At 61.4% G+C, this 24,823-nt stretch carries 23 protein-coding genes and 1 pseudogene; 3 read left to right on the forward strand and 21 right to left on the reverse strand.

The features are described from left to right. Window positions 1-11 precede the first annotated feature (11 nt). Complete coding sequence (gene arsH / locus IPK75_13520; GenBank protein MBK8199368.1) at window positions 12-713, forward strand: arsenical resistance protein ArsH; 702 nt, start codon at window positions 12-14, stop codon at window positions 711-713. A 495-nt stretch (window positions 714-1,208) separates the two neighbouring features. On the opposite strand, the gene IPK75_13525 is transcribed toward arsH, so the two are convergent. From IPK75_13525 to IPK75_13555, 7 genes are all read right to left on the reverse strand, one after another. Continuing rightward, window positions 1,209-3,599, reverse strand: coding sequence for a heavy metal translocating P-type ATPase (locus IPK75_13525; GenBank protein MBK8199369.1), 2,391 nt, complete (start codon window positions 3,597-3,599; stop codon window positions 1,209-1,211). Window positions 3,600-3,692: 93 nt separating this feature from the next. Continuing rightward, window positions 3,693-4,172, reverse strand: coding sequence for a nuclear transport factor 2 family protein (locus tag IPK75_13530; GenBank protein ID MBK8199370.1), 480 nt, complete (start codon window positions 4,170-4,172; stop codon window positions 3,693-3,695). Between the two features lie 10 nt (window positions 4,173-4,182). Beyond that, window positions 4,183-5,013, reverse strand: coding sequence for a CopD family protein (locus IPK75_13535; GenBank protein MBK8199371.1), 831 nt, complete (start codon window positions 5,011-5,013; stop codon window positions 4,183-4,185). 12 nt (window positions 5,014-5,025) lie between these two features. Then, entirely contained in the window at window positions 5,026-5,379 is a 354-nt protein-coding gene (locus IPK75_13540; GenBank protein MBK8199372.1) for a copper resistance protein CopC, read from the reverse strand. Window positions 5,380-5,420: 41 nt separating this feature from the next. After that, the gene (locus IPK75_13545) at window positions 5,421-6,203 is read right to left on the reverse strand and encodes a copper resistance protein B (GenBank protein ID MBK8199373.1); all 783 of its coding nucleotides are present in this window, start codon (window positions 6,201-6,203) and stop codon (window positions 5,421-5,423) included. 14 nt (window positions 6,204-6,217) lie between these two features. Next, on the reverse strand, window positions 6,218-8,071 hold the full coding sequence (locus IPK75_13550) for a copper resistance system multicopper oxidase (GenBank protein ID MBK8199374.1): 1,854 nt from the start codon (window positions 8,069-8,071) through the stop codon (window positions 6,218-6,220). 69 nt (window positions 8,072-8,140) lie between these two features. After that, entirely contained in the window at window positions 8,141-8,788 is a 648-nt protein-coding gene (locus tag IPK75_13555; protein MBK8199375.1) for a copper-binding protein, read from the reverse strand. 597 nt (window positions 8,789-9,385) lie between these two features. Here IPK75_13555 and IPK75_13560 point away from each other — a divergent pair. Next, window positions 9,386-9,661, forward strand: coding sequence for a metal-sensitive transcriptional regulator (locus tag IPK75_13560; protein ID MBK8199376.1), 276 nt, complete (start codon window positions 9,386-9,388; stop codon window positions 9,659-9,661). 51 nt (window positions 9,662-9,712) lie between these two features. Here the strand turns inward: IPK75_13560 and IPK75_13565 are convergent, their stop codons facing one another. The 5 genes from IPK75_13565 to IPK75_13585 all read right to left on the reverse strand — a co-directional run bounded on the left by IPK75_13565 (window position 9,713) and on the right by IPK75_13585 (window position 12,231). After that, window positions 9,713-10,336 carry a transmembrane anchor protein gene (locus IPK75_13565; GenBank protein ID MBK8199377.1) on the reverse strand — a complete coding sequence of 208 codons (624 nt, stop codon included), beginning with the start codon at window positions 10,334-10,336 and terminating at the stop codon, window positions 9,713-9,715. Between the two features lie 12 nt (window positions 10,337-10,348). Continuing rightward, window positions 10,349-11,074 carry a HupE/UreJ family protein gene (locus IPK75_13570; GenBank protein MBK8199378.1) on the reverse strand — a complete coding sequence of 242 codons (726 nt, stop codon included), beginning with the start codon at window positions 11,072-11,074 and terminating at the stop codon, window positions 10,349-10,351. A 228-nt stretch (window positions 11,075-11,302) separates the two neighbouring features. Next, entirely contained in the window at window positions 11,303-11,668 is a 366-nt protein-coding gene (locus IPK75_13575; protein ID MBK8199379.1) for a DUF3147 family protein, read from the reverse strand. A gap of 87 nt (window positions 11,669-11,755) precedes the next feature. Further along, window positions 11,756-12,004: an ATP-binding protein gene (locus IPK75_13580; GenBank protein MBK8199380.1), complete on the reverse strand. Its 249-nt coding sequence runs from the start codon at window positions 12,002-12,004 to the stop codon at window positions 11,756-11,758. After that, the gene (locus IPK75_13585; GenBank protein ID MBK8199381.1) at window positions 12,001-12,231 is read right to left on the reverse strand and encodes a hypothetical protein; all 231 of its coding nucleotides are present in this window, start codon (window positions 12,229-12,231) and stop codon (window positions 12,001-12,003) included. The genes IPK75_13580 and IPK75_13585 overlap by 4 nt, the downstream gene beginning before the upstream one ends. Before the next feature lie 56 nt (window positions 12,232-12,287). On the opposite strand from IPK75_13585, the gene IPK75_13590 reads away from it, so the two are divergent. Beyond that, window positions 12,288-12,626: a YnfA family protein gene (locus tag IPK75_13590; protein ID MBK8199382.1), complete on the forward strand. Its 339-nt coding sequence runs from the start codon at window positions 12,288-12,290 to the stop codon at window positions 12,624-12,626. A 4-nt stretch (window positions 12,627-12,630) separates the two neighbouring features. On the opposite strand, the pseudogene IPK75_13595 reads toward IPK75_13590, so the two are convergent. From IPK75_13595 to IPK75_13635, 9 genes and pseudogenes are all read right to left on the reverse strand, one after another. Continuing rightward, window positions 12,631-14,532: pseudogene (locus IPK75_13595) on the reverse strand (heavy metal translocating P-type ATPase). A gap of 85 nt (window positions 14,533-14,617) precedes the next feature. After that, window positions 14,618-17,794 carry a CusA/CzcA family heavy metal efflux RND transporter gene (locus IPK75_13600; GenBank protein MBK8199383.1) on the reverse strand — a complete coding sequence of 1,059 codons (3,177 nt, stop codon included), beginning with the start codon at window positions 17,792-17,794 and terminating at the stop codon, window positions 14,618-14,620. Window positions 17,795-17,805: 11 nt separating this feature from the next. Further along, window positions 17,806-19,110, reverse strand: a complete 1,305-nt coding sequence (locus tag IPK75_13605) for an efflux RND transporter periplasmic adaptor subunit (GenBank protein ID MBK8199384.1) — start codon at window positions 19,108-19,110, stop codon at window positions 17,806-17,808. Then, the gene (locus tag IPK75_13610) at window positions 19,107-20,390 is read right to left on the reverse strand and encodes a TolC family protein (protein ID MBK8199385.1); all 1,284 of its coding nucleotides are present in this window, start codon (window positions 20,388-20,390) and stop codon (window positions 19,107-19,109) included. Before IPK75_13610 ends, IPK75_13605 begins: the two co-directional genes overlap by 4 nt. Window positions 20,391-20,963: 573 nt before the next feature. Further along, window positions 20,964-22,226: a hypothetical protein gene (locus IPK75_13615; protein ID MBK8199386.1), complete on the reverse strand. Its 1,263-nt coding sequence runs from the start codon at window positions 22,224-22,226 to the stop codon at window positions 20,964-20,966. Window positions 22,227-22,740: 514 nt separating this feature from the next. Further along, the gene (locus tag IPK75_13620; protein MBK8199387.1) at window positions 22,741-23,034 is read right to left on the reverse strand and encodes an AlpA family phage regulatory protein; all 294 of its coding nucleotides are present in this window, start codon (window positions 23,032-23,034) and stop codon (window positions 22,741-22,743) included. Further along, window positions 23,031-23,342 carry a DUF736 domain-containing protein gene (locus IPK75_13625; protein MBK8199388.1) on the reverse strand — a complete coding sequence of 104 codons (312 nt, stop codon included), beginning with the start codon at window positions 23,340-23,342 and terminating at the stop codon, window positions 23,031-23,033. The genes IPK75_13620 and IPK75_13625 overlap by 4 nt, the downstream gene beginning before the upstream one ends. A gap of 3 nt (window positions 23,343-23,345) precedes the next feature. Beyond that, entirely contained in the window at window positions 23,346-23,582 is a 237-nt protein-coding gene (locus tag IPK75_13630; GenBank protein ID MBK8199389.1) for a DUF2274 domain-containing protein, read from the reverse strand. Next, entirely contained in the window at window positions 23,579-24,823 is a 1,245-nt protein-coding gene (locus IPK75_13635) for a TrbI/VirB10 family protein (GenBank protein MBK8199390.1), read from the reverse strand. The genes IPK75_13630 and IPK75_13635 overlap by 4 nt, the downstream gene beginning before the upstream one ends.

Genomic DNA, 24,823 nt, shown 5'->3' on the forward strand with positions numbered 1-24,823 from the left:
CCGATACTTCGCTGCCTGCCCTTGATGAAGCGAGCTTTCACCAGATCGACCGCTCGGCCCTTCTTGCCCCGCTGCATGCCGGGCACGCCCCGCGCATACTGTTGCTTCATGGCTCGCTGCGAGAGCGCTCGTTCTCGCGTCTCGCGAACGAGGAAGCCGCGCGCGTTCTCGGCCGGTTTGGCTGCGAGACCAAAGTCTTTGATCCTGCGGGATTGCCACTTGCTGATGGCGCCCCGGACGATCATCCGAAAGTCCGGGAACTGAGGGATCTGGTCATCTGGTCGGAGGGCATGGTCTGGTGCTCGCCCGAACGCCACGGCGCCATGACCGGAATCATGAAGACGCAGATCGACTGGATACCCCTTTCCCTGGGCGGTGTGCGCCCAACGCAGGGAAAAACTCTCGCCGTGATGCAGGTATGCGGCGGCTCGCAAAGCTTTAACGCGGTCAACCAGCTTCGTATTCTGGGGCGCTGGATGCGCCTGATCACCATTCCGAACCAATCATCCGTGGCCAAAGCCTTTCTGGAGTTCGACGAGGCCGGACGGATGAAGCCTTCGCCATACTACGATCGGATCGTCGATGTGATGGAGGAACTCGTAAAGTTTACCCTGCTGACGCGTGACCGCGCCGATTATCTCGTCGACCGTTACTCCGAGCGCAGGGAAAGCGCCGCAGAACTCTCGGCGAGGGTCAATCAGAAGAGCATTTGAGAGATCCTGCCGCAGCCGAGTGCGCTTGTGCATCGGCCGATGAACGCGCTTTGCGGATAGCAGCTTGCTTCGCCCTGATTGCCCAGATTCTAGTCCGCAAGGGCGACGCGCTCGGCAAGACTGTTATACATAGGATGTCGGCGAGGCACTTCGTCTTCTTTGAATGATTGTTTTGCAGAAGGCCATGAACTGAACTTGATCGGTGTGCTAGGCGGTAATCGTTCGTTGCCAGCTCCGCGCCGAAAGGCCTACAAACCGCCGACGCTCTAATCTCGTCCGGATGAAAGTTCTGTGGCAGGAGAGCTGAGAGCAGGCGCGCAGGCGCCCTGCAGGCCCCGCGCGGGTATTGCTCGCGCTGATCGAACAGCGCCCCAAGATCGTCCAGGAAGAACTTCGGAGCTAAGCGAGAATGCCCGATGACAAGCCGCTTGATCGGTCTTGCATTCCTGATCTTGTTGTCCTTCTCGTTCGACAAGGCCCCATGAGCTTGTCCAATTAGCGTCTTTCGAGCGCATTCAGCCGCAGCGAATTGGCAATCACGGACACAGAAGACAGGGCCATCGCGGCGGCTGCGATCATGGGGGAGAGCAGAGCGCCGGTGATGGGATAGAGCACACCGGCGGCGATGGGGATCCCGGCAGCGTTATAGGCGAATGCAAAGAAGAGATTCTGGCGGATATTCCGCATGGTTGCCCGCGAAATAGTCCGGGCCCGTACAATGCCTCCAAGGTCTCCCTTGAGCAGGGTGACGCCGGCGCTTTCAATGGCAACGTCGGTGCCGGTGCCCATAGCGATGCCGACATCGGCGGCCGCCAGGGCAGGGGCGTCATTGACACCGTCGCCTGCCATGGCAACGACCCGGCCCTCGGCGATCAGGCGTTTCACGATATCGGCTTTCTGGGCAGGCAGCACTTCGGCCTCGACGGCATCGATACCCAGAGAGCGGGCGATCGCCTCAGCGGTGGTGCGATTGTCGCCGGTCGCCATGACGATATGCAGGCCGGCATCCCGAAGGGCTTTCAGCGCGCCTGGCGTAGATGCCTTCACCGGATCCGCAATTGCCAACACCGCCTGCGCGGCGCCATCGACGGCGAGGTAGATGGCGGTTGCGCCGTTCTCCCGGCGGCGCTCGGCAAGGGTCCGCAACGCGCTTGTATCAATAGCGAGTTCGTCCATGAACCGCTCGGCACCCAGCGCCACTTTCTGTCCTTCAACAGTCCCGATGACACCTTTTCCCGTGGGCGAGTCGAACTCTGAGGGCTCAGCGAGCCCAAGACCTTTTGCGCGCGCGGCAGCGACGATCGCTGTGGCGAGCGGATGCTCGCTGTGGCTTTCCAGGCTGGCGGCGAGGCGGAGGGCGACCGTTTCATCCGCGCCCGGAACCATATCCATCCCGACAAGCGCGGGTTTGCCTTCTGTCAGTGTGCCGGTCTTGTCGATGAGCAGTGTGTCGACCTTTTCCATGCGTTCGAGCGCCTCGGCATTCCGGATCAGCACGCCGGCCCGCGCGCCCGCACCGACACCGGTCATGATCGACATCGGTGTCGCAAGACCGAGCGCGCACGGACAAGCGATGATCAGTACCGAGACGGCGGCTATGAGACCGTAAGAGAAGGCCGGGTCCGGCCCGAATATGAGCCAGCCAAAGAAGGCCGTTACAGCGACAAAGATTACGGCTGGAACAAACCAGCCCGACACCTGGTCGGCGAGGCGCTGGATAGGCGCGCGGCTGCGTTGCGCGTCGGCCACGAGATGGACGATCTGGGAGAGCATGGTCTCGCTGCCGACCCGCTGCGCTTCAACAATCAGGCTGCCGGTCTGATTGACGGTTGCGCCAATCACGCGGTCATTTACCGATTTGGTCACCGGCATTGATTCCCCAGTGACCATCGACTCGTCGATGGAGGAGCGCCCCTCGGTGACGACGCCGTCTACCGGTATCTTTTCCCCGGGCCGCACCCGCAGGCGATCACCAGCAACGACCGTCTCGAGCGGTACATCTTCTTCAGTGCCATCTACATTGATCCGGCGGGCTGTTTTCGGCGCAAGGTCAAGCAGCGCCCGGATCGCGCCTCCGGTCGCTTCGCGCGCCTGGAGTTCGAGCACCTGCCCGAGCAGCACCAGCGTGATGATGACCGCAGAGGCTTCAAAATAGACGGGTACGGTGCCGTGCGCCGAGCGCAATTCGGCCGGGAACAGGCCCGGCGCAATCGCGGCTATCATACTGTAGATCCAGGCCGCGCCGGTACCGAGCGCGATCAGCGAAAACATGTTGAGGCTGCGGTTTCTGACAGATGCGGCGCCCCGCGCAAAGAAAGGCCAGCCTGCCCAGAGAACCACGGGCGTTGCCAGAGCCATCTGGATCCAGGGATTGATTGTGGGCGGAATGAACCGGTCAATTCCGAAGACGTGCCCACCCATTTCGATGACCAGCAACGGCAATGACAGCACTAGGCCGAACACAAAGCGCCGTTTCATGTCGCGCAGCTCGGGATTGGGGCCATCGCCTGCGCTGGGCGTCATCGGCTCGAGGGCCATGCCGCAAATCGGGCAGGCGCCGGGGCCGTCGCGCACGATCTCCGGGTGCATGGGGCAGGTCCACTGACTTCCTGCTGCTGCCATCTTCATAGGTGTGGCGCCAGCATGACCGTGGCAGGCAGGCCTGTGGCCTGAGTGGTCATGCATATCCGCCTCATGCGCCGTGGAGGCATTCATGTAGGTGGCGGGATTTGCCTCAAACTTGGATTTGCAACCTGCGCTGCAGAACACGACCTCGGCGCCTTCATGCATAAGGCGGTGCGGGGTGTCTGCCTTCGGGGTCATGCCGCAGACCGGGTCGCGCTTCGGTAACGGATCCGCTTTTGTCCTGGTTTCGGTGGAAGACATGCCGCGCTCCTGCGTGCTTTTCTATATCTTAAGATATACCCCCATACCGTATTCGTCAATTACCCCATGGGGGTATAATTTCAATGCGCCGATTCAGTGATCGTGATCCGATGCAAGGCTCGCTGATGACCAGTGTATGTGGACAATCTTCCAGTCGCCGTCCTTCTGTTTGAGGACCATCGTTTCCATCAGGCTGCTGTTGACAGCCTTGCCCCGGAACATACCGGTGGACACAGCTTCGGTCATGATTGTTGCCAGTCCTTCGCCTTCAAAAATGTGGCGGCTCAGGACCTTTGTCTCGACCGCTTTTGAGAACTCGATATCGGCCCCCATGTGATGGGATCGGTATTCATCGAGAGAGCGCTCGATCCCGCCGCTCTCGGCTATCTGAACGTCAGGGGCCAGCAGAGCAGACAGCGCGGCTGTATCGCCAGAATCGAGCGCGGCGGCGAATGCTTCGACGATCCCGGCGGGTGAGTCCGGTGCTTCAGGGGCGGCGCCCTGATCAGCAGCGGCCGGACCTGCGAGACACAGGAAAACAGCGGCGGTAAAGGCGATGAGGTTGGCTTTCATTGGAGTTTCCTTATTCCATAGGGCCGGAAATCGTTGTGGCGGCGGCGATGATGCCGAGGATCAGTGTAAAGAGGACAGCGTCAAGCCGCAGGGTGATCCGCAATGTTGCGCGCCCCCTGGCAGGTTCGGCCGCGAGCTGATGGGTGACACGGGTCATATTCAACGCGCCGAGCCCGAGGATAAGTGTTGCGGCCAAAAGCTTGGCGGCCAGGAGCCGTCCGTAACCGGAGCTTAGCGTCGACAGGAAGTCGCCGTTGACCCGCCAGAAAAGATAAAGGCCGGACACAAACAGCAGCGGCACGATGAGCCTGGCGACACGGCTGAACGCTTCGGTCCGGGCGAGGACATCTGAGTCAGTCATCGCGGGTCCGGGCCAGAGCGTGACAGGGGCCGCCAGCCAGAAGCCGGCGATCAGGACATGAACCGCCACAACCCAGGGAGCGAGCCCGGGCGCCTCCAGTCCTGCGGTGTGCCCGGTGAGGCCGAAGCCGGCGCTGATGCTGACAGCCGCGAACATCAGAAGGACGCGCCATTTTGCAATGCTTGCCGCAAATAGGAGGATAGCACCAGCGAGGAGGGAGAGCGCAGGGCGCCCGCCGCCAGCCCAGGTCCACCCGAACTGATCGAGTGACAACGCTGCGCCGAGGCTGCCGCCCATCTGTGCATTGAGAATAAGCAGCCGCATCAGTGCGGTGAGACCCACCAGGGCGGCGAGCCAGAAGTAAGCGCGCCGGTTGGCATGCAGTCCAAGCGCCCCGTGGAGCGCCGCCCCGATCGCTGCGAGGCTGGCGCCATAGAGCAGGATCTTTGTTGCAAGATTGGCAGCGTCCAGCAGGAGCATATGAGTCCAACCCTATCTCAGTTGGAAAGTCGACTTTCCAGTCATTGGATGACCATCCTTCGACATCGTGCGCCACTCCACACAGTAGAGACCGGGCGCGAGGTCCGGTAGCGGAACTGTGAATGTGGCAGCCGGAGCTTTTGGTGGCGTGAAGTCGAGATCGATGGCCTCACCCGCTTCTGTTTTGATAGAAAACGCGATGAGGCCCACCGGCTGGCTGAAGCTGAAGGAGAAGGCTTCAGGAGCGGACTCGATGACGGCCGCATTCTCGATGCTCGTCGATTTGACGCTGATGTGAGCAAGCGCTGGAGTAGCTGAGAGCGCGATGGCCAGACATGATCCGGCGATCAGTTTGAGCGTGTGCATGGGATGTCCTTTCAGGACTGAGAGTTTGAGCGGAATGCAGTTCAGAACCAGACCCTGATGCCGGTGACGAAAGAGAGTGTTTCCGTGTCCTCGCCGCGGGCGCGGGCATAGTCTGCGGTCTCGCCAGTTGAGGCTTTCCAGTTGACCCCGACATAGGGCGCGAACTGACGATCGAACTCATAGCGCAGGCGCAGGCCCATTTCCGCAGTGGAAAGTCCGGCGCCGGTTTCAAGTTCAGGAACGTCCTCAGCCGCGAAGTTCAGTTCCGTTCGCGGTTGCAGGACAAGGCGCTGGGTCAGCAGGAATTCATACTCGGCTTCGAGGCGAGCAGAAAGGTCACCTTCGTCGCTGAGGAACACGGCCCCGTCTATTTCGAACCAGTAGTGAGCGAGCCCCTGGATTCCAGCGACTGCGTAGGTGCGGGACGGACCCGGCTCGAAATCATGACGCACGCCTGCCTGCAGATCGAAATAGCGCGCGATCGGACGTGACCAGAGCGCCTGTACTTCAGATTCTTCAAAACTGCTCGTATCCAGGTCGTAGTCGATCTCGGACTTTATCCAGAGCCGGTTCTCGTCCGTACCCCACCAGCCCTGACCTTCCAGAAGAAGAGCGGGAGAGCCCTCGCCCGATTGGTATTCGAACCGGTCGGCGAGGATCATGTAATTTGTCCCTCCGCCATGCTCTTTTTTCAGGGCGTCCTGAGACGCCTTGAACTCATCCTTGTCCCAATAGGTTTCAGCCTGCGATCCGGGTGCGGGTGTTTCCTGCGCAAAAGCAGGCGCGGCCGTCACCGGAGAAAGCAGGACAAGCATGGCAATCATCTGAGCGCGGGTCATCAACGGTGTCCTTCGTGGCTCATGCCCGTCATCGGGGCTTCTTTTGGCGGAGGGTCGTCCGTCACTGGAGTATCTGAAGGCGTATGATCCCTATGCGGATCGTCAGCGCCGGTCGCCGCATTTCGTGGCACGACCGAGACGACCTGCATCATGCCGGCATGCATGTGGAACAGGAGGTGGCAGTGGAAGGCCCAGTCGCCAACATGGTCGGCGGTGACATCAAACGACAGCCGCTCGGCAGGTTTGACGATCACCGTGTGCTTGCGCGGCTTGTGATCGGTATCGCCCACCACGAGGTCGAAGAACATGCCGTGCAGGTGGATCGGGTGCGTCATCATCGTATCGTTGACGAGCGTCACGCGCAGGCGTTCGCCTTCATGGAAAATAATCGGACCCGTCACTTCGCTAAGCTTCACGCCGTCGAAGGACCACATGTAGCGTTCCATATTGCCGGTGAGATGGATTTCCATTTCGCGGCCCGGTGCCCGTGTGTCCGGGTTGGGCGTGAGGCTCCGGAGCTGTGAATACCTGAGCGCCCTGTGCGGCACCGATTCGAGCCCAAGCCCCGGCTCGTCGATCCGGCTCACTTGCACCATCGCAACGTTATCCACGCCGACGCCCATCTTGTGGTCATGGCCTTGCGGGACTGCCGCAGCCATGTCCATGGCGCCATGATCCATGCCCGGCATGGTGCCGTGGTCCATTCCCGCCATTGAGCCGTGATCCATGGATGCCATGTCCATGCCCATGTCGCGGTGGGTCAGCGTCGGGCGTTCGCGCAGCAGGGGAGCGGTTGCAACAAGGCCCGTTTCAGGCGCGAGTGTCGCGACCACCTGACCTGACCGGTCGATCGATTCTGCGACGAGCGCAAACGGCCTGGCGCGGGTCGGGCTGACGATCACGTCATAGGTCTCGGCAACCCCGATCTGGAACTCGTCTGTCTCGACCGGTTGCACATGGAGCCCGTCTGCAGCCACCACGGTCATGGGCAATCCTGGGATCCGGAAATTGAAGATTGTCATGGCTGACGCGTTGATGATCCGTAGGCGGACGCGTTCTCCTGAATTGAAGATCGCGGTCCAGTTGTCTTCCGTCGAATGGCCGTTGATCAGATAGGTGTAGACCGAGGCCGTGACATCCGAGATGTCGGTCGGCGACATGCGCATGGCGCCCCACGACGCGCGGTCGGCAAGCGTGGCGCCGAGACCGTTTTCACGGGCGTCCTTCAGGAAGTCACCAGCTGTGCGCTGCTGGAAGTTATAAATGGCAGCATCTTTCTTCAGGCGCGCAAACACCTTGTGCGGATGTTCGAAACTCCAGTCTGACAGGACGAGGACGTATTCGCGGTCGGCCTGCACAGGATCGGGCCCTGCAGGATCGATAATCAGCGGACCGTAGTGCCCCATCTGTTCCTGCAGCCCGGAATGGGAGTGATACCAGTAGGTGCCGCTCTGCGGGACCGCGAACTCATAGGTGAATGTCGACTTCGGCTTGATGCCGGGGAAGGAAACTCCGGGCACCCCGTCCATGTGAAACGGCACGAGAAGTCCGTGCCAGTGGATCGATGTGTCCTCGTCGAGTGTATTGGTGACCTTGAGGGTCACCTTTTCGCCTTCGCGGAACCGGATCAGTGGTCCGGGCAGCGTTCCGTTGATCGTGATGGCATGGCCGGAGCGTCCACCGATCTCGACGGCGCTGTGGCCGACGGTGAGGTCAAAGGCATTGCCGGAGACTTCAAAGATTCCTTTGTTGCCGGCAGTAGCGCTCCGCGCCCAGGCCGGGAGCAGGGCGCTGGATGCCGCGAAGAGTCCGCCTGCAGCGGCCGTACGGAGGAGATTGCGTCGTGTGAGCATGGGTTCGAACCTTGTGTGAGGAGCGCCTGCCGCGCGCGCCGGAAGCGCCCTGCGCGGCAGGCGACCGGATCAGTGCTGGCTATGGTCCATCTCAGCAGCGGGCTTTTCGTCTGCCGGCGGAGCATCGGATGATTTCTTCATCATCGCGCACATCTCCTTGCAGTTCATGGCCTCGGCATCGGCTGGTTTCATGTCGCCGTGCTTCATGCCGTCCATGTTGCCATGGTCCATGCCCTTCATGCCGGTGTGGTCCATGCCCGGCATCGCGTCATGATCCATCCCGCCCATGTCGCAGGATTTGCCGCTGGCTGCCGCGAGCGCCATGGCCGTCTCGTGCATCTTGCCCATGCAGGCGTCATGCAGGCCTTTCGGGGCGTCGAGCGAACACATCGCTTCAATCCTGTAAGACTTTGATTTTGTGTCCTCAGTCAGAAGGAAATGGACGCGGTCGCCGGCGGCGAAGGCGGACAGGTCAACGCCCTTGGCGGCCTTGAAGTCCATCGTCATGGCGTCCCAGTTGAGGGCGGCGATGGGCGTGTGATCGATCGTGGCTTTGGATGCCTTCACGTCGAGGGCGGCCACTGTGCCTTCGCCCATCGGAAGGCCGCAATGATCAGAGTGCTGCATCGCGGCAGCGGAGCTGTCGCCTTCAAGCGCAAAGGCGGGTGAGGCTGCAAACACAACGGCAGCGGCGAGAATAGAGTGGGAGAGTTTCATGGGAAGCGTTCCTGTGAATGATCGGTGTGGACAGCGGGCGCGAAAGCGCACGCACGTTCAGATGACGAAGAAGCTGACTGCGCGGCCCGGAGGCGGGCGCAGCGATCATCACAGGATCAATTCTGCAGGCGTATCTTCAGGGTAACGAGCGAAGGACTCGGCCTCGGCGGATCTCGGGCCGGTTCAATCCTCAGCGTCGCGAGTTTGAATACCCCGCGGCTCCCGGTGGCAGGCTGGGCAGGAAGGCCGGCGGCGTCAACCGGAAACGTATTGACCGCCTTGTTCGAGGAATCGGACGGCAGGGCAACCGCTTCGCACCCGCTACAGTCATGGCCCTCGTCTTCGGAGCCCGGGTCACAGTGATCAGTGTCAGGCGCGTCCTGGGAGACTGTGTGAATGTCGTGGCTTGCCAGTGTGGCCACCACTGCCCCTGGTCCGGCCACCGCCTGTGCAACCGAAGCGCACGCACACGCCGCATGCCCGCCGCCCAGCACAAGCAGGGTGAGTGCAATAACCGCGCGGCGAAGCGAATCCATCATGGAGCGTTGACCAGCCAATTCCAGTCGGTTAAATATACCCCCAAGAGGTATAAGTCAAATGCATCACGCGCCGCCTAAATCCGTTGTAACCCGGCTCAGAAGAATTGAAGGCCAGGTACGCGGCGTGTCCGGAATGGTCGAGGAAGGCAGGTACTGCATCGATATCCTGACCCAGGTTCAGGCGATCAAGGCCGCGCTCGGCAAGGTCGAAGATGAACTCCTGAAGAACCACGCCGCTCACTGCGTAGAGGAAGCCATACGTGACGGCGATGCTGAGACCCAGCGGCAGAAGTTTTCCGAGCTCGTCGACCTGTTTGGCAAGTACCGTGGCTGAAGGCTCCCAACGCTTCGACCTCGTCTAGGTTTTCCGGATCGCCGAGCTCTGTCAGATGACGCGTTTGATTTCGCTATAGGCGCCGTTGGTGCGAAGCGTGACCTCGACGCTCACGCCGCTCCGGTTGCGCCAATACCAGCCGTGTGCGCCGTCGAAATCGGCGGTGAGTTCTCCCGCATCGCGGGTTTCAGCCCTGCCTTTCCGGTAGCTGGTAAACAGACCGCCAGCGCCATCGGCATGCAGATCCGAGTTTACGTGTCCCGGTGACGCCGTCCATTCATAGGGAGCGACTTCGCCCTTCTTCATGGTGAGCTTGATTTCGGCGGCTTCATCTGGCGCCAGTGTCAGTGTGACCACATCGCGCCAGGCTTCGGTAGCGGGCTCCGATGAAGTCGCAGCTGGCGCGACGCTCGGCTCTGTGGTCTCGGCGACAAGGGCAGGAGGCTGCGTCGTGTTCGCCTGTGCCTCCGCTTCAGACGCCAGCTGCTGCTTGATTTCTCCCATCTGCGTGAGGCCGAGCATCTTGCCCACACCGGTCGGATCAACCGCGTACTCGGCGGGAAGCACGACGGTGCCGAGCAGGACCGCTGCGGCGGCGATGGCGATTGCGGTCGAGCGCAGGAGTTGCGGCGTGGTCGGAAGTTCGGCGCGATTGGGTATGTCGGTATTGTACATGAGCATGGTCTCCTAGGCGACGAAGTAACCGGTGAGCTGGTAGCCGATCAGCAGGAAGCCGGCGGTCATCATCACCACGTTTGCAGTGTAGGCATGTTTCAGGAATGAGGGCGTGCGCCGCCAGAAGCCCATGACGATCAGGATGGCGCCGAGGGCGAGCAGCTGGCCGATCTCGACACCGACATTGAAGGCCAGGAGGTTAGGCAACAGACCGTCCGGCGAAATCTCGTAGTCTAGGATTTTCGAGGAGAGCCCGAAGCCGTGACAGAAGCCGAAGATGAGGGTGGCCGCCTTGGTGTTAGGCTGGAAGCCGAACCAGCGCTGGTAGGCGCCCATGTTGTCGAGCGCCTTGTAGACAATCGACAGGCCGATGATCGCATCGATGATGTAGCTGTTGATGCCGAAGTTGAAGAAGACGCCGGCCAGCATCGTGGTCGAGTGACCGATGGCAAACAGGCTGACATAGATGCCGATGTCCTTCATCCGGTAGAGGAAGAAGATTACGCCCAGCAGGAAGAGGATGTGGTCGTATCCGGTCACCATGTGCTTGGCGCCGAGATAGAGGAAGGACATCAGGTGGACGCCTGAAATCTCCTGGATGTATCCCTTGTCGCCTTCGGCCACGCCGTGTGCGAAGGCCTCGCCCGGAAGCGCAAAGGCGAGAGCGACCAACAGCGCAGTGAGGATTGGCCGGGCGAGCGCAGTGCGCGCTGGCAGGTTTGGAAGTTCAGTTTGCATCTGCCGGGCCTTCATTTGTGCGCATTGCCTTGAGTGTCTCCTTTCGGCAGGCCGAGTAAATGACCTCGCGCGGCGAACGCGACCCTCTGAGCTTTGATACAGGCCGAGTGCCGCAAGCTCTTTCGATGGCATCAGATTGCTCCGTCACCGGAGGTTTGATCTCATTGGGATGAGTTGTGCAGGCGCTCGGAACTGCGAGCCCTGTCACTACGATCAGCGTTCGCATGATTATTGTCCTTGTCCGAAGGAGATGCCCAGCCGGCCCGCAAGCCAGATCGCTGACACGTAAAGGCCGATCGTGATGGCGCTGGCGACGGCAAGCGACACCCAGAAGTTCACGTCTTTCTCCATCAGTGCTGGCAAGATCAGGAAGAAAGGCAGGCTGGGGACCACATACCAGAGCGTCGCACGGGCATGGTTTGCGACCTGGGCGACATCGCCGCCCGTGTCCCGCCACAGCCAGATGATCGCCATCAGCGAGATCAGCGGCAGGGACGCAATCAGCCCTCCAAAACCCGGAAACCGCCGGGCGACTTCCGAGATGACGGCGATGAGAACACCTGACAGGGCTGCCTTGAGGAAGAGATAGGACATGTTGTTTATTTCTAATGTGAACTAGACCCGGGAATTCCATCGAGAGGTGACCCGTCTTTCGACTATCTTTCGGGCTTCCTATCCGGGTCAAGATGATGCCTTCTCCGTTTTCGATTTAGGCTTCTGCGCTGAACTGCTCTTGAACCGAACGCTTTCATTGCCTGTTTCGAGTATGCGGCGGTGATGGGTGAACCAATGGAGCCGCGCGGTTGTCATTTTCGTATCGTCGAACACGTTGGCCCATTCGCCGAAGTTTAGATTGCTCGCGATAACGACGGTGGAGTGTTTGGCAGGCCAGGAGTCTTGCGGCGAGGGCGGGATGGCGCCTGAAATCAGTCTGCGGCACCTGCACTTTTCGCAATCGCTGCCTCAGCTTTCGCCTTGCAGGCCCGGTACAGAACAAGCCGCATCGACCGGAATGATCTAACCCTGCCTGCCGGCTTCATGCCGCAAGCTTCTTTCACGGTTGGGGCCGCAGACAGCTCAGCTTTATTGGCCAGCGTTGCAGAGTTGGCGCACGCGCTCAAAGCAAGGATTGCCGCGAAGAGGGTAATGGCTTTCATGAGGTAGTCCTCGCTTAAGGGTGGTAACGGGTGCCCGAAAAGGCCACAGGCACGTGATGGATATCCGGGCGACGGTGTTTGTTTATGCAGGCGCGGCAATTGCCGAGATCGCTGGCTGTTTTGCATTCTGGGCATGGTTACGCCTCGGCAAGTCGCCGCTCTGGCTGTTGCCTGGCATTGCCTCTCTCGTGGTTTTTGCCTGGCTGCTGACACTGGTTGAGACGGCTGGGGCCGGGCGCACGTACGCAGCTTATGGCGGTGTCTACATCATCAGCTTTCTCGCATGGCTTTGGGCTGTCGAGGGCGTTCGGCCCGACCGCTGGGACGGGATTGGAGCGGTCATCTGCCTTGTTGGCGCCGCAGTCATTCTGCTGGGACCGCGCGCCCCGGGGTGATTGCCTACGCATCGCGGTAAACCAGCAGCCTGAGGGCGTTGCCAACGACAATCAGCGTTGAACCTTCGTGCAGAAGAATGGCAGGGCCGATGCCCAGGCCGAAGAGTGTCGCCGGAACAAGTATGGCCACGACACCAAGGCTGACGAAGAGGTTCTGACGAATGTTCCGGCTCGTCGCGCGGCTCAGGCCGACGGCAAAGGGCAGCGTGTCGAGATTGTCCGCCATCAGGGCTATGTCGGCGGTTTCCAGAGCGACGTCAGAGCCCGCTGCGCCCATTGCAATTCCGACATTCGCGTTCGCCATAGCCGGGGCATCGTTGACGCCGTCGCCAACCATCGCGACGCCGCCTTGCTGTCTCAGCTCCTTGATCTTTGCTACCTTGTCGTCCGGCATCAGGTCTCCGAACGCCTCGTCCAGTCCGAGATCGCGGGCGATGGCGTTGGCGACACGGTGATTGTCGCCGGAGATCATCATCATCCGCGTGATGCCGAGCTTGCGTATCTGCGCGATCACGCGTTTTGCGGCCGGACGCGGCGTGTCCATCAGGCCGATGGCGCCCATGAAGCGGCCGCCCTGCGCGACCACCATCATCGTGCGGCCCGTGTCGAAAAGCGTGTCTACCTCCCGCGCGAGCGTTTCGGGCATGATTGGACCGCTTTCGCCGTCGAACATCGCAGGCTTGCCGATCAGGACGAGTTCGCCTCCGACCATCGCGCTGACGCCCTTGCCGGTGAGGCTTTGGAACTCGGCCGCTTCCGGACCTTTCGGAAGATCCCTCTGGCGTGCCGCCTCCACGATAGCACGCGCGAGGGGATGATCGCTGAAGGCCTCCACAGCGGCGGCGGTCCCCAGCAGCGCGCGCTCGTCGGTCCCTTCGAAGGCGACGATATCCACGACTTTGGGCTCGCCAATGGTCAAGGTGCCGGTTTTGTCGAACGCGATTGCGTTCAACCGGCCAAGCGCCTCCAGCGGCGCACCGCCCTTGATCAGTACACCGCCATTTGCTGCCCGGGCGATACCGCTGAGGATCGCGCTCGGCGTGGCAATGGCCAACGCGCAGGGGCTTGCTGCAACCAGAACGGCCATCGCGCGATAGAAGCTTTCGGAGGGTGCCTCGTCCAGGAAAAGCCATGAAAACCCCGTGAGCACCGCGAGGGCGATGACCAGCGGCACAAAGATCTTCTCGAAGCGCTTGATGAACGTCTGTGTCGGGGACTGTCGTGTTTCGGCTTCAGAAACGAGTTTGACAACGCGGGCAAGCGCAGACTCTGAAGAGAGCCGCGTAACGTAAATGTCGAGACTGCCGCTCCCGTTGATTGATCCGGCGAAGACCTTGTGTTCCGGCCCGGCTGCCTCGATCTCGGGCGCCGATGTACCGGGCAGGGGGCGTTTGTCGACCGGAGCACTTTCACCGGTAATCGGCGCCTGGTTGACGCTGCTTTCGCCGGCGGTAACGACACCGTCGACCGGCAGACGCTCGTTGGACCGCACGACAACGATGTCGCCAAGCTGAATGTTTTCGATGCGTATCTCGACGGTCTCGCCATTGCGTCTGACGAGGGCAGAGTCAGGGGCGAGGTCTGCCAGCGCCTGAATGGCCCGCGTCGCGCGGCCCATCGCATAGTGCTCCAGCGCATGCCCGAGACTGAAGAGGAAGAGCAGGAGCGCACCTTCCGCCCACGCACCAAGGATTGCGGCGCCGGCAGCCGCAACAAGCATCAGGAAGTCAATCTCGAACTTGCCATCTGCTACTTTTTCGGCAGCTTCGCGCAGCGCGAAGAAGCCGCCAAAGCCGTAAGCCGCGATGTAAAATCCTCGGCTTACGCTGTCCGGAAAGGATCCCAGCTGCTGCAGAAGGAAGCCCGAAAGAAGGCATGCCCCACAGAGAAGGGAGAAGGCAAGTTCGTTGCCGCCCAGCCATCCCTTCTTGTGGTCATGCGTATCCTCGGCGCCTTGCCTGGTCACCATGGTTGGACCTCTCGCCTTATGACTACTCTGCCGGCACGGCTGCGCCGCCGGAAACAGGTGTTTGACCCTTGCGAAGCTGGAACCCATGGACCAGCCGGTAAAGCGCAGGCAACACGATCAGTGTAAGGAGGGTAGAGGAGATAATCCCTCCGATCACAACGGTTGCCAGCGGACGCTGGACCTCGCTGCCTGCGCCGACATTGAAGGCCATCGGCACGAAGCCGAGGCTTGCGACCAAAGCCGTCATCAGAACCGGCCGCAGGCGCTGAAGCGCGCCTTCGCGGATGGCGCCAAGAAGGTCTTCTCCCGCTTCGCGCCTTGCCTTGATGAAGCTCAGCATGACGACACCGTTGAGCACGGCGACGCCGGAAAGCGCAATGAACCCGACACCTGCCGAGATCGACAGCGGCATGTCCCTGAGCGCGAGCGCCGCCACGCCGCCGGTGAGGGCCAGCGGCACGCCGGAGAAGACGATCGCTGCGTCCCGGGCGGTTCCGAACAGCATCAGCAGAAGGCCGAAGATCAGGAGAAGGGCGACGGGTACGACAATCGCAAGCCGGTTGCTGGCGGACACGAGCTGTTCATAGGTCCCGCCATACTCGATCCAGTATCCGGCAGGTATCTCGACGCCCTGCGCGATCGTGGTCTGCAGCTCGCTGACAAAAGAGCCGAGATCGCGGCCGCGCACGTTGGCCGAGACGACGATACGGCGCTTGGCATTCTCGCGGCTGATCTGGTTAGGACCCATGACGATCTCCACCGTCGCGAGCTCGCTCAGCGGCAGGAATGTCACCCCATCAATTGTCTGCCGCGATACCGGCAGCGGAATCGGCAGACGTTTGATCGCCGCAACGTCTTCGCGAAGCGCGTCCGGGAACCGGACCACGATATCGAACCGGCGGTCGCCTTCGAAAAGTTGCCCGGCGACGGATCCGCCGAGCGCCGTCGAGACGACCCCCTGAACGTCCTCGATGCTGAGGCCGTACCGCGCAAGCGCGTCCCGGTCGGGGATCACCGAGAGCATCGGCAACCCGGTGACCTGTTCAATCTTCAGGTCTTCAGCGCCGGCCACGCCAGAGGCTGCCGCTTCAACCTGTTCGGCAGTTTCCAGCAGGACATCAAGATCGTCGCCGTAGATCTTGACGGCGACATCGCTGCGGACGCCCGAGATCAGTTCATTGAAGCGCATCTGGATGGGCTGAGTGAACTCGTAATTGTTACCCGGGATCGTTGCCGCGGCGGCTTGCATCTCTTCGACAAGATCGTCTTTCGATTTTTTGGGATCCGGCCATTCCTTGCGGGGTTTGAGCATCACAAACGTGTCCGCCACACTCGGCGGCATCGGGTCGGTCGCGATCTCCGGTGTTCCGATCTTGGCAAAGACCCGCTCGACTTCCGGAAACGCCTTCAGCCGTTTTTCCAGCTGCGACTGCATTTCCACCGACTGGGTAAGGCTGGTGCCAGGAATACGCATGGCATGAAGCGCGACGTCGCCTTCATCCAGGTTCGGGATGAACTCAGATCCAAGACGGGTTGCTCCGAATGCCGCGCCAGCGGCCAGCAGGACGGCAACCACGACCGGAATGACCGGGTAGCGGATCGCCGCGTCGAGGGCTGGGCGGTAGGCGAAGGCTGCGCCGCGCATGACGGTGCTTTCCTTCTCCTCGACCTTTCCGCGGATCAGCAGGGCAACAGCTGCGGGTACGAAGGTAAAGGACAGGATGAGCGCCGCCGTCAAAGCGAGCACCACGGTGAACGCCATCGGGTGGAACATCTTTCCTTCGACGCCTGTGAGGGCAAAGATCGGGAGGTAGACGACTGTGATGATGATGATTCCGAAGATCGAGGGTTTGATGACTTCTGCCGAAGCTTCGGCAGCAAGGTCGAACCGCTCGTCCTGGGTGAGCAATCGGCCGAGCGAATGCTGGGCCATGCCGAACCGCCGGAGGCAGTTTTCCACGATGATGACGGCGCCGTCGACGATGAGACCAAAGTCGAGCGCGCCGAGGCTCATCAGGTTCCCGGAGACCTTGTTCTCCACCATGCCGGTGATCGTCATCAGCATGGACAGCGGGATCACCATTGCGGTGAGAATGGCAGCACGAATGTTCCCGAGCAGAAGGAACAGGATCACGATGACCAGCAAAGCGCCTTCGACGAGGTTCTTCTCGACCGTAGCGATGGTCCGGTCGACCAGAAGGGTCCGGTCATAGACGGTCGTCATCGTTACACCGTCCGGCAGGCTGGACCGAATCCCGTTGATCTTGGCATCCACTGCCTGCGAAACGGTGCGGCTGTTCTCGCCAACCAGCATGAAAGCTGTTCCGAGAACGATTTCCTCGCCGTCCTGAGTTGCTGCGCCCGTGCGAAGCTCCTTGCCGAGTTCAACCGAGGCGATGTCGGAAATGCGGACAGGGACCGAGCCGTCATCCGCAACCACGATGCCGCGCAGGTCTTCCAGGGTGGAGGCCTGACCCGGAATGCGGACAAGGTTCTGTTCGCCGTTGCGCTCAATGTATCCCGCGCCGGCGTTCGAATTGTTACGCTCAAGCGCTGACATAACATCCGCGAGTGTAAGCCCGAAGGCCGCCAGTGCGGACGGATCCGGAACAACGTGAATCTCTTTCTTGAAGCCGCCAATCGTGTTGACTTCCGTCACGCCTTTGACGCCGCGAAGCTGCGGCAGCACCACCCAGTCATTGAGGGTGCGCAGGTCCATTGCAGTCCAGGGCTCGCCTTCCGGTGTCAGAGCGCCGGGCTCAGGCGAAAGAACATACATGTAGATCTCGCCCAGACCGGTCGAGATGGGGCCGAGTTCGGGCGTGACACCCGGTGGCAGGGATTCGCGGGCTGACTGGATGCGCTCGGACACCAGCTGGCGCGCGCGAAAAATATCCGTGCCTTCTTCGAACACGACCGTCACCTGACTGAGGCCGTAACGCGAAATAGAGCGCGTATAATCGAGTCCCGGCAGGCCGGCGATTGCGGTCTCTATGGGAAACGTGATGCGCTGTTCGGATTCAAGCGGCGAATAGCCGGCCGCCTCGGAGTTGATCTGGACCTGGACGTTGGTGATGTCAGGGACAGCATCAATCGGCAGGCGCTGGAAATTGTAAACGCCGAGCGCTGCAAACCCGAAGACACAGGCGAGCACGACCCAGCGCTGGCTGATCGAGAAACGAATGATTTTTTCAAACATGGGTCAGCGTCCTAGTGGTCGTGGCCAGCGCCGGACTTGTCGATGTCCGCTTTGATGAGGAACGAGTTCTCGGTAACGTAAGCCTCGCCGGGGTCGATGCCGCTGAGGACTTCAACGAACTCCCCGTCGCTGCGTCCAAGTTCCAGCATCCGGACTTCGTAGGTGTCGCCGTGCTTTGCAAAGACGGCGGTCGTGTCGCGAAACCGCTGCAAAGCACTCTCGCGCACCGCGAGCGGCACCTGCATCTCAGACGTATCAACTTCAGCCGTGACCCGCATGCCGGCCCTGAAGCCCGCATCCCGTGGCAGGACCACGCGTGCGATCAGGGACTGTGTTCCAGCCTCTGCCAGGGGGAGGAAGCTGTCGATCTCCCCGCGCGCTGTCATGTCGCCGCCCGCCAGCCTGACGGTGACACCCTGACCCGGTTTGATCAGGCCGGCATCCTTTGGAAAAACGTGCAGCTCTGCCTGGGCGGCGCCAAGGTCGCCGATCACGAACAGCGGCTCGCTGGCTGCGACATCCCCCGCGTTCGTGCGCCGTTCGAGCACGGTACCGGAAATAGGCGCGCGGACGGAGTAGGTTTGCAGGCTGCTCGAATTTTCGACCTCGGCGAGAGTGTCGCCCTTGCTCACCCTGTCGCCGACCGTCCGGGTCACCCGGACCACGCGGCCCGGATAGACAGCGCGAACATCAGCGGTGGCAGAGGGTGTAAGCTGGACAGTCCCTGACAACTCGACCCGTTCACGAATGAGCGCTGGTCCGGCCGGTTCGGTCGCCAGGCCTGCATCAGCGGCGATTGCATCGCTGATCGTGGTGCGGCCCTCATAGGACTCGTAGGCCCATTTGTAGGACTTTCCGCCGTAAGACGCGCTCACGGCGACATCGAATGAATGAGGCTCTTCGACGACACCGTCGCTTTTCAGATACTCAGCTTCCGGTTTGAACCTGAAGCTGTCTTTCTTGCCGCCGAGGCGCGCAAGGCCGACCGACAAGTCAACCTTGGACGGATCGACCGGCTTTCCTTCAAAGGTCGGATAGATTCTGTACTCTGGCTCAACGCCCGTTTCGAAGATTGTAACTTCAAGGGCAAATTCGCCGTCTTCCAGCAAGCGGCCTCCGTGTGGGCCTTCTTCGGCCTCGGCCTCCTCATCGCCATGCTCGCCGGCGCCGTGGCCGTCGTCTTCAGCGTGGCCTTCTTCTTCGGCATGGTCATGAGCGTCGGCCTGCGTCTCGGACGACGCGCCGCAAGCAGCGACAATGCCGGCCATCAGCAAGGCTGCGAGACTGAACGTGAGCGGATGAATTGATCGGGTCATTGGGCAGTCTCCTGAAGGGATGGCGGAAGGTTGCGGGCCTGGATTCGGGCAAGCGCAGCTTCGGCAAGATGATAGGTACGAAGAAGTTCGAGACGCTGGTCGCGCAGGCCGAACAGCAGCTTCTGTGCATCGAGGACATCGAGGTAGGAAAAGGCGCCGCGCGCATAGCCGTCATTGGCCAATGAAACCGCACGTTCCGCCTCAGGAAGAGGGCCGGTTTCCAGAAGCCTGATGGCGTCAAGCGCGTTGAGCGCCGTGCGTTCAAGACGCGCGCTCTCGCGGAGCAGGGACTGACGCAGGGCGTCTGCCTCCGCCTCAATCTGGCGCGATTGTGAGGCAGCTTTCTGTTCTGACGGCGCTGCGCGCTTTGGTGAACCGAGCGGCACAGAGACCCCGCCCAGTACCGCGAGGCTTTCGTCGGTGCCGAATTTCCGGACGCCTGCGCTCCACGTGACATCGGGGACCCGGTCAGCTTCGGCAACCCGGATCGCCGCCTGAGCCTGGCGCCGCTCGGCTTCCAGGCGCAACAGTTCGGGAGAGCCTGTCACATCGAGTGGGTGTTCATCATGTCCGTTGCTGCGGGACAGACCGCAGATATCCACGCCAAAATCAGGCGAGCCTGCCCAAAAGTCTGCGAGCGCTGCGCGAAGCCGTTCGGCTTCCTGCGTGAGCCTCTTAAGGTCGCCTTCCGCCACCAGCGCATCAGCCGTTGCGCGGGACCCTGCGAGGAGCGGGTCGCGCGCGGCCTCTACGCGCTTCTCGATCAAAGCCTGTGCCTTGCGCGCGGCGTCGAGCCTTTCAGCGGCAAGTGAGGCACGTTCCTGAGTGAGGGCAAGGTCTACATAGAGAGACTGGATTTCGTAGGCGATTTCCGCCTTACTGATCTCGACCCCCGCTTCGGCGATGTCCACGCTGCGCTCGGCGAGGGACGTGCGCGCCTCGCGCTTGCCGCCCCGCTCCCAGACCCGGTTGAACGTACCGGTGACTTCAAGGTTCTCGATTTCAGAACCGAGGCCTATCCCCGGAAAGTTCTCGAACTCAAGGCTCAGGGAATCGGCAGGCCTCAGCGCGGCGATTGCCCGCTCTGCGCGGGCGGTTGCTACAGCCGCGCGTGCAGCCGCTGGCCTCAGGTCGCTTTCGAGCGCCCTGCGGACGGCTTCGTCAAGCGGGAGGTAAAGCGCGGCGGCTTCGCTATCGCGTGTGCAGGTCTGAGCAGCCGCCGGCAAAAATCCGGACGCCGCAGCGAGCGCGCAGGTCGCGCTCAGGATACTGAATTTCATGGAATGGTCTTCCCAAGCCTGTTGCTGTCATACGGCATGCGCGCGGGACCGCGCGCATTGTCGAGAAGCAATCAGGCGCGGGGGGGGCGTTCCAGGCTAGGAACAAGGGCAGAGCTGGCACTCTGCACGATGAGCGCCGGAACTGCATCAACCGGGACCGCAAGCGCGGAAAACTCAACGGAGTCAGGCTGGGTCATTGGCACATGACAATTGCCATGGGCGTGGACACCATGATCGGTCGACGCGGGATCGTCAGAACCTGCATCATCATGTTGTTGGACTGCCGCGATTTCGGCAGCGCAGCCGTGCTGCTCATGCGGGTCGCACAGAGGCTCTGAACTCGCTGGCAAGGCCAGAAAGGCTAAAGCGGCCAACATGGGCATCAACCGCTGGAGCAGGAGTCGCGCAAACTTCATGTAAGGGGCGTTTAGCCTGATTTTCCTTCGAAGTCATTAAGGACTTCCAGCCACGATGACGCATCTGCTTGATCTTATGTGATATTATCGCGTCTCAACTTGCCGCGACCTGCCAACCGGCCTCGCATCGCAGGATGCTCGGAATGGAGAAACAAACTCAAACAAAAAACACCGGCGCGAAGCCGCCGCCTACTGTCCTGAAGTTGGTTGTCTGACCTCGGTAGAGGCGCGCAGAGGCGAGCAGTACCGCGCTGTCATATGTATAGAGCCGCACGTCTGTCTTCAGGGTCTGCGGGGCGCCATCGAGAAGGATCTGGCGTTCGCCGGGCGCAACAAGATCCTGGGCAATGTAAACTGCCTGCAGAATTTCTTCCCATACCGAGCGCGTAAGCTTGTCCCCTCGGTACACCGCCTTGCCCCCATGCCCGGAGACGGGCTTGAAGAACAACTGCTTGCGCCTTGACCAGAGTTCAGCGGCGTTATCGGGCGAGACCGGGACCGTGCGAGGAATCGAAGACAGGGATTGTACTAAATCGGGAGAAGTGCCCCAACTCTGCAGCAAGTTGGTATCGGAGAGTACGGTCAGATTTCTCTTGTGGGCAAAAAGCGCATGGTTATGGGGATTGGGTGTCACGACGACCGCGTTCTCTAGGTAGGCCTGACGCAAAGCCGCGTGCCGGGGCTCCGACAAACTGAAGTCCACAAGCCGGTTGTACACGAGATCAATTTCGCTGCCGCGTGCGGTAAGCTTACCTCCGGCGCAGTTCAGTTCAGACGGGTCGGCAACTACCGTCTCAATACCGGCGGCTTCAAACAGACGCTTGGCAAGCAGGAATTCAGGATAAAGGTACTGTTCCGCTGGCAAGTCGTCCACTATCGCGATTGTCCTTGGGCGGACGGTGCTGCGCTGGCGCTGCCATTCGGCCTCGAACATCCCGATTACCGTTTGATCAAACGTGCGGGCATCCGGCGCGCTGATGAAGGGCTGTACCGCGTCACAGCAGGCAAGTTGAGCCCGCGCGCCAAACGCGTTCAAGAAGGCGCCGCCGGCATTGGTGTTGATCTCAATGAGGCGGGGAGGACCGCTTCCGAGGTGAAAGTCGTAGCCCATCAGGGCTCCGCGTGGACCAAAGTCGCGCTGCGCTACGTCGGGTGCCCAGGACAGAACCAGATCACGGTAGGTGTCAGTGCGCGCCAACGTTTCTATCGCGCCCACAATTGCCAACATCGACGCACGGTCGGCTTCCGGCAGGAAGACCGGCACGCCGGAGAACAGATGTGGGCGGCTGGCGATATAAAGTTCGTAGAATGAGCTCTCGCCAGCTGCAGACTGCAGCGCCGTTGCCAGCGCCGCCCTGTCAAGCGTGATGCAGAAGCAGCTCTGATTGAACTGGGAGACAAGAGCTTCGGTCGTCGGCAATGTGGCGCTTTCTGCTGCTTCTGGCGCCGATGCTGCAGAAGACGACTGCGAGCCGGATAATTCGCCGCTCATTGTGCTACCCCGAAGTAAACAGCCTGAACCCATCACAAAGCTGGGAGCGGCAATCAGGCGCTCCCGGCCCTCCGGCTTGGCGTCATGATTCCGATCTGTGAGTACAATACGCTTTTTCGCAAAGCGGCAACACACATACCTGTGTGCCCCTTTTGATGTCACGTATCCTTTCGGGGCGGAGCTTCCGGCCCGGCGTCGCCTTTTGGAGCGGTTGTCTCTGTCTTGAATTCAGCCTCGCCTTGGACGCTGTAAATCCTGATTGGCATGAGACAATGCCTGCAATCGGCAGCGCGATCACGGCAACTCCGTAATCGTGGCGCGTCAGAGCTTGAGGCGCTGATTTCATCCACGCGGGACTTTGCACAGTGAGCCCTTTCCCTTTGCGCGCTACATGATCAATTCGCCTTCAGAGGGACCAGCTTATTGAAAGACAAGTCGAGCATTACCGGCGGGCTGTGATCAAGACGGCTCGCATGTAGCTCACAACTTCGTTCTCGACCCAGACACTGCGTCGACCAATATGAACGGGCGCCGGGAATGGCTGGACCGGATCCTTGATCAGCTCATACAGAAGTGACCGGCTGATGGTCAGCCGATCAAGAACATCGCGGAGTGAAAGGAACCGCAATCCGTCCGGGCTTTCGCACGCGTCGCAGCCGGACGCGGCGTTCTGCGGGTCTGCAGCGTCCAGTTCAGCAGCCATGCGGATGAACGCGCGGGGAGGAAACTGGCTCATTTGGGACGGTTCCAGACCATGACGCCGGTGCCTTCTGCTTCGTTCTCAAAGAAGGCCGCGCGCATCGGCTGGGCAAAGCTCGGATCGTCGAGCTTGATGGCGAGGTAGGGCGTCTCGCCGTCTTTCGAATCCTGGCGCCAGGCCGCGCCGAGTTCTGCGCCGCCGGCGTAGAGCCGGAAGTCTGGTGTGTCCTTGCTTTTGCCTTTGTCCTTGTTGGGAACAAGCTGGGCCTTGACGTTAATGGTCATGGTACGGATGGTCCCGGTCCAGGCTCCGTCCTTGAGGGTGAATGCGCCGATCTGTGCCATGGGTCAGTCTCCTTTGCTGGCATTGGTGGGCAGGGCCTTCCGGGCCCGTCTGAACCCGGCGTCTGACGCCAGGAACATGTCGATCATGGCGGCAGCGAGCGTTTCGCTGCGCTCGGCTTCGCCATAAGTCTCTTGGTAGACCGCCGCATAATCCTGCAGCGCGGCTGCGGTGCCCGGATCAAGTGCGAGGGTGAGCCTGACCGGTGTGCGGTCGGCGAGTTTTGCAAGGCGGAGGTTCATGGGGCTGTCTCCTGAAAGGGACGAAGGACAAGGTCCTTGGTCACGATGACACGGACGGGCCAGCCAGGACGGATGGTGATCGAAGGCTGAACGCTGAGGCTTCGATCAACGGCCCGCTGCCCGGCTTCGTTGATCGTGTCGGTTGTCCCGCGGCGGATGGCGCGTTCGATGTCGCCATCCTCGCCGGGCCCGAGTTCGGCGCCGATGCCGAGGAGAGTTGCGAGGCCGGCCGCAGCGAACACCTTATCCCAATGGTGATCGGTCCGGTCTTTGAGGCCGGCATAGCCGGAGGCGTCGCTGCCCGGTTCGGAGATCGTGATCGAGCTGCCATCGGGCATCAGGATCCGGTCCCAGACGACCAGCGCGCGGTCCTGGCCGAACGAGACTTCTGATTGGTAACGGCCGAGCAGGCGGCTTCCCTGAGGGATCAGCAGGTGCTCGCCGCGCACCGTGTCATAGACGTCCTCGGTTACCTGCGCGATGACCGTACCCGGAAGGTCCGAGCTGATGCCGGTGATCAGGCTCGCCGGGATCAGGGAGCCTGCCATCAGCTGGTAAGGCGAAAGCGGGTCCTGCACCCGCTCCGGATTGTAGACGGGGCTGGAGGCCGGTTCACGGACAAACGCTGCTTTGCGGGACTGGAGGTTCGGGTCTGAGTCGGCGCTTGTTGCGGCGTTCGGGGGTTGCCGGTTTAGAGCAAGGAGCTCCGACGCCAGATCGAACCCGGAATCCGGCGTGCGCTGCGCGGAAGTTATTGGCGTCGCCGCGCCGCCAAGACGGAACAGGATCGGGGCGCGGGCTGCTTCTTCGGCCTGAGCGGCGGCTTCAAGCCGCGCCGTGCGGACAGCTTCGTCTTCCGGACGCGTGCGAAAATCCGCCCGATACTCCGTCTGGAACTCTGTCTCGATACCGTAAGCCTGCTCGGCGGCGAGAATGGTCGAGCCGAGATCGCCGGACAGCGGCGCTCCGAGCACGGGCACATCGGTGAGCACCGTATAGTCTGCCGGTAGCGCCGAGAACCCATCCGGCTTGCGCTTGCCGGCCGTAACCAGCTCTTCCTGCTGGACGGGCTCTGCAGGGCGCGGCGGCGCGAGTGCTATTGAGGTTGCCGCGAACAGCCCCAGCGCGCCTAGGCCCGCACCGGCCATCAGGAGTTTGCGGTTGATCCGTGTGGCGGGCTTCGGCGCCGAGCGGATCTGCAGCCGCCGCGCAGCTTCCTTGAACAGGGGAGGTTCGGTCAT

It is taken from the genome of Acidobacteriota bacterium, from assembly GCA_016712445.1.
Taxonomy (GTDB): Bacteria; Pseudomonadota; Alphaproteobacteria; order Caulobacterales; family Hyphomonadaceae; genus Hyphomonas.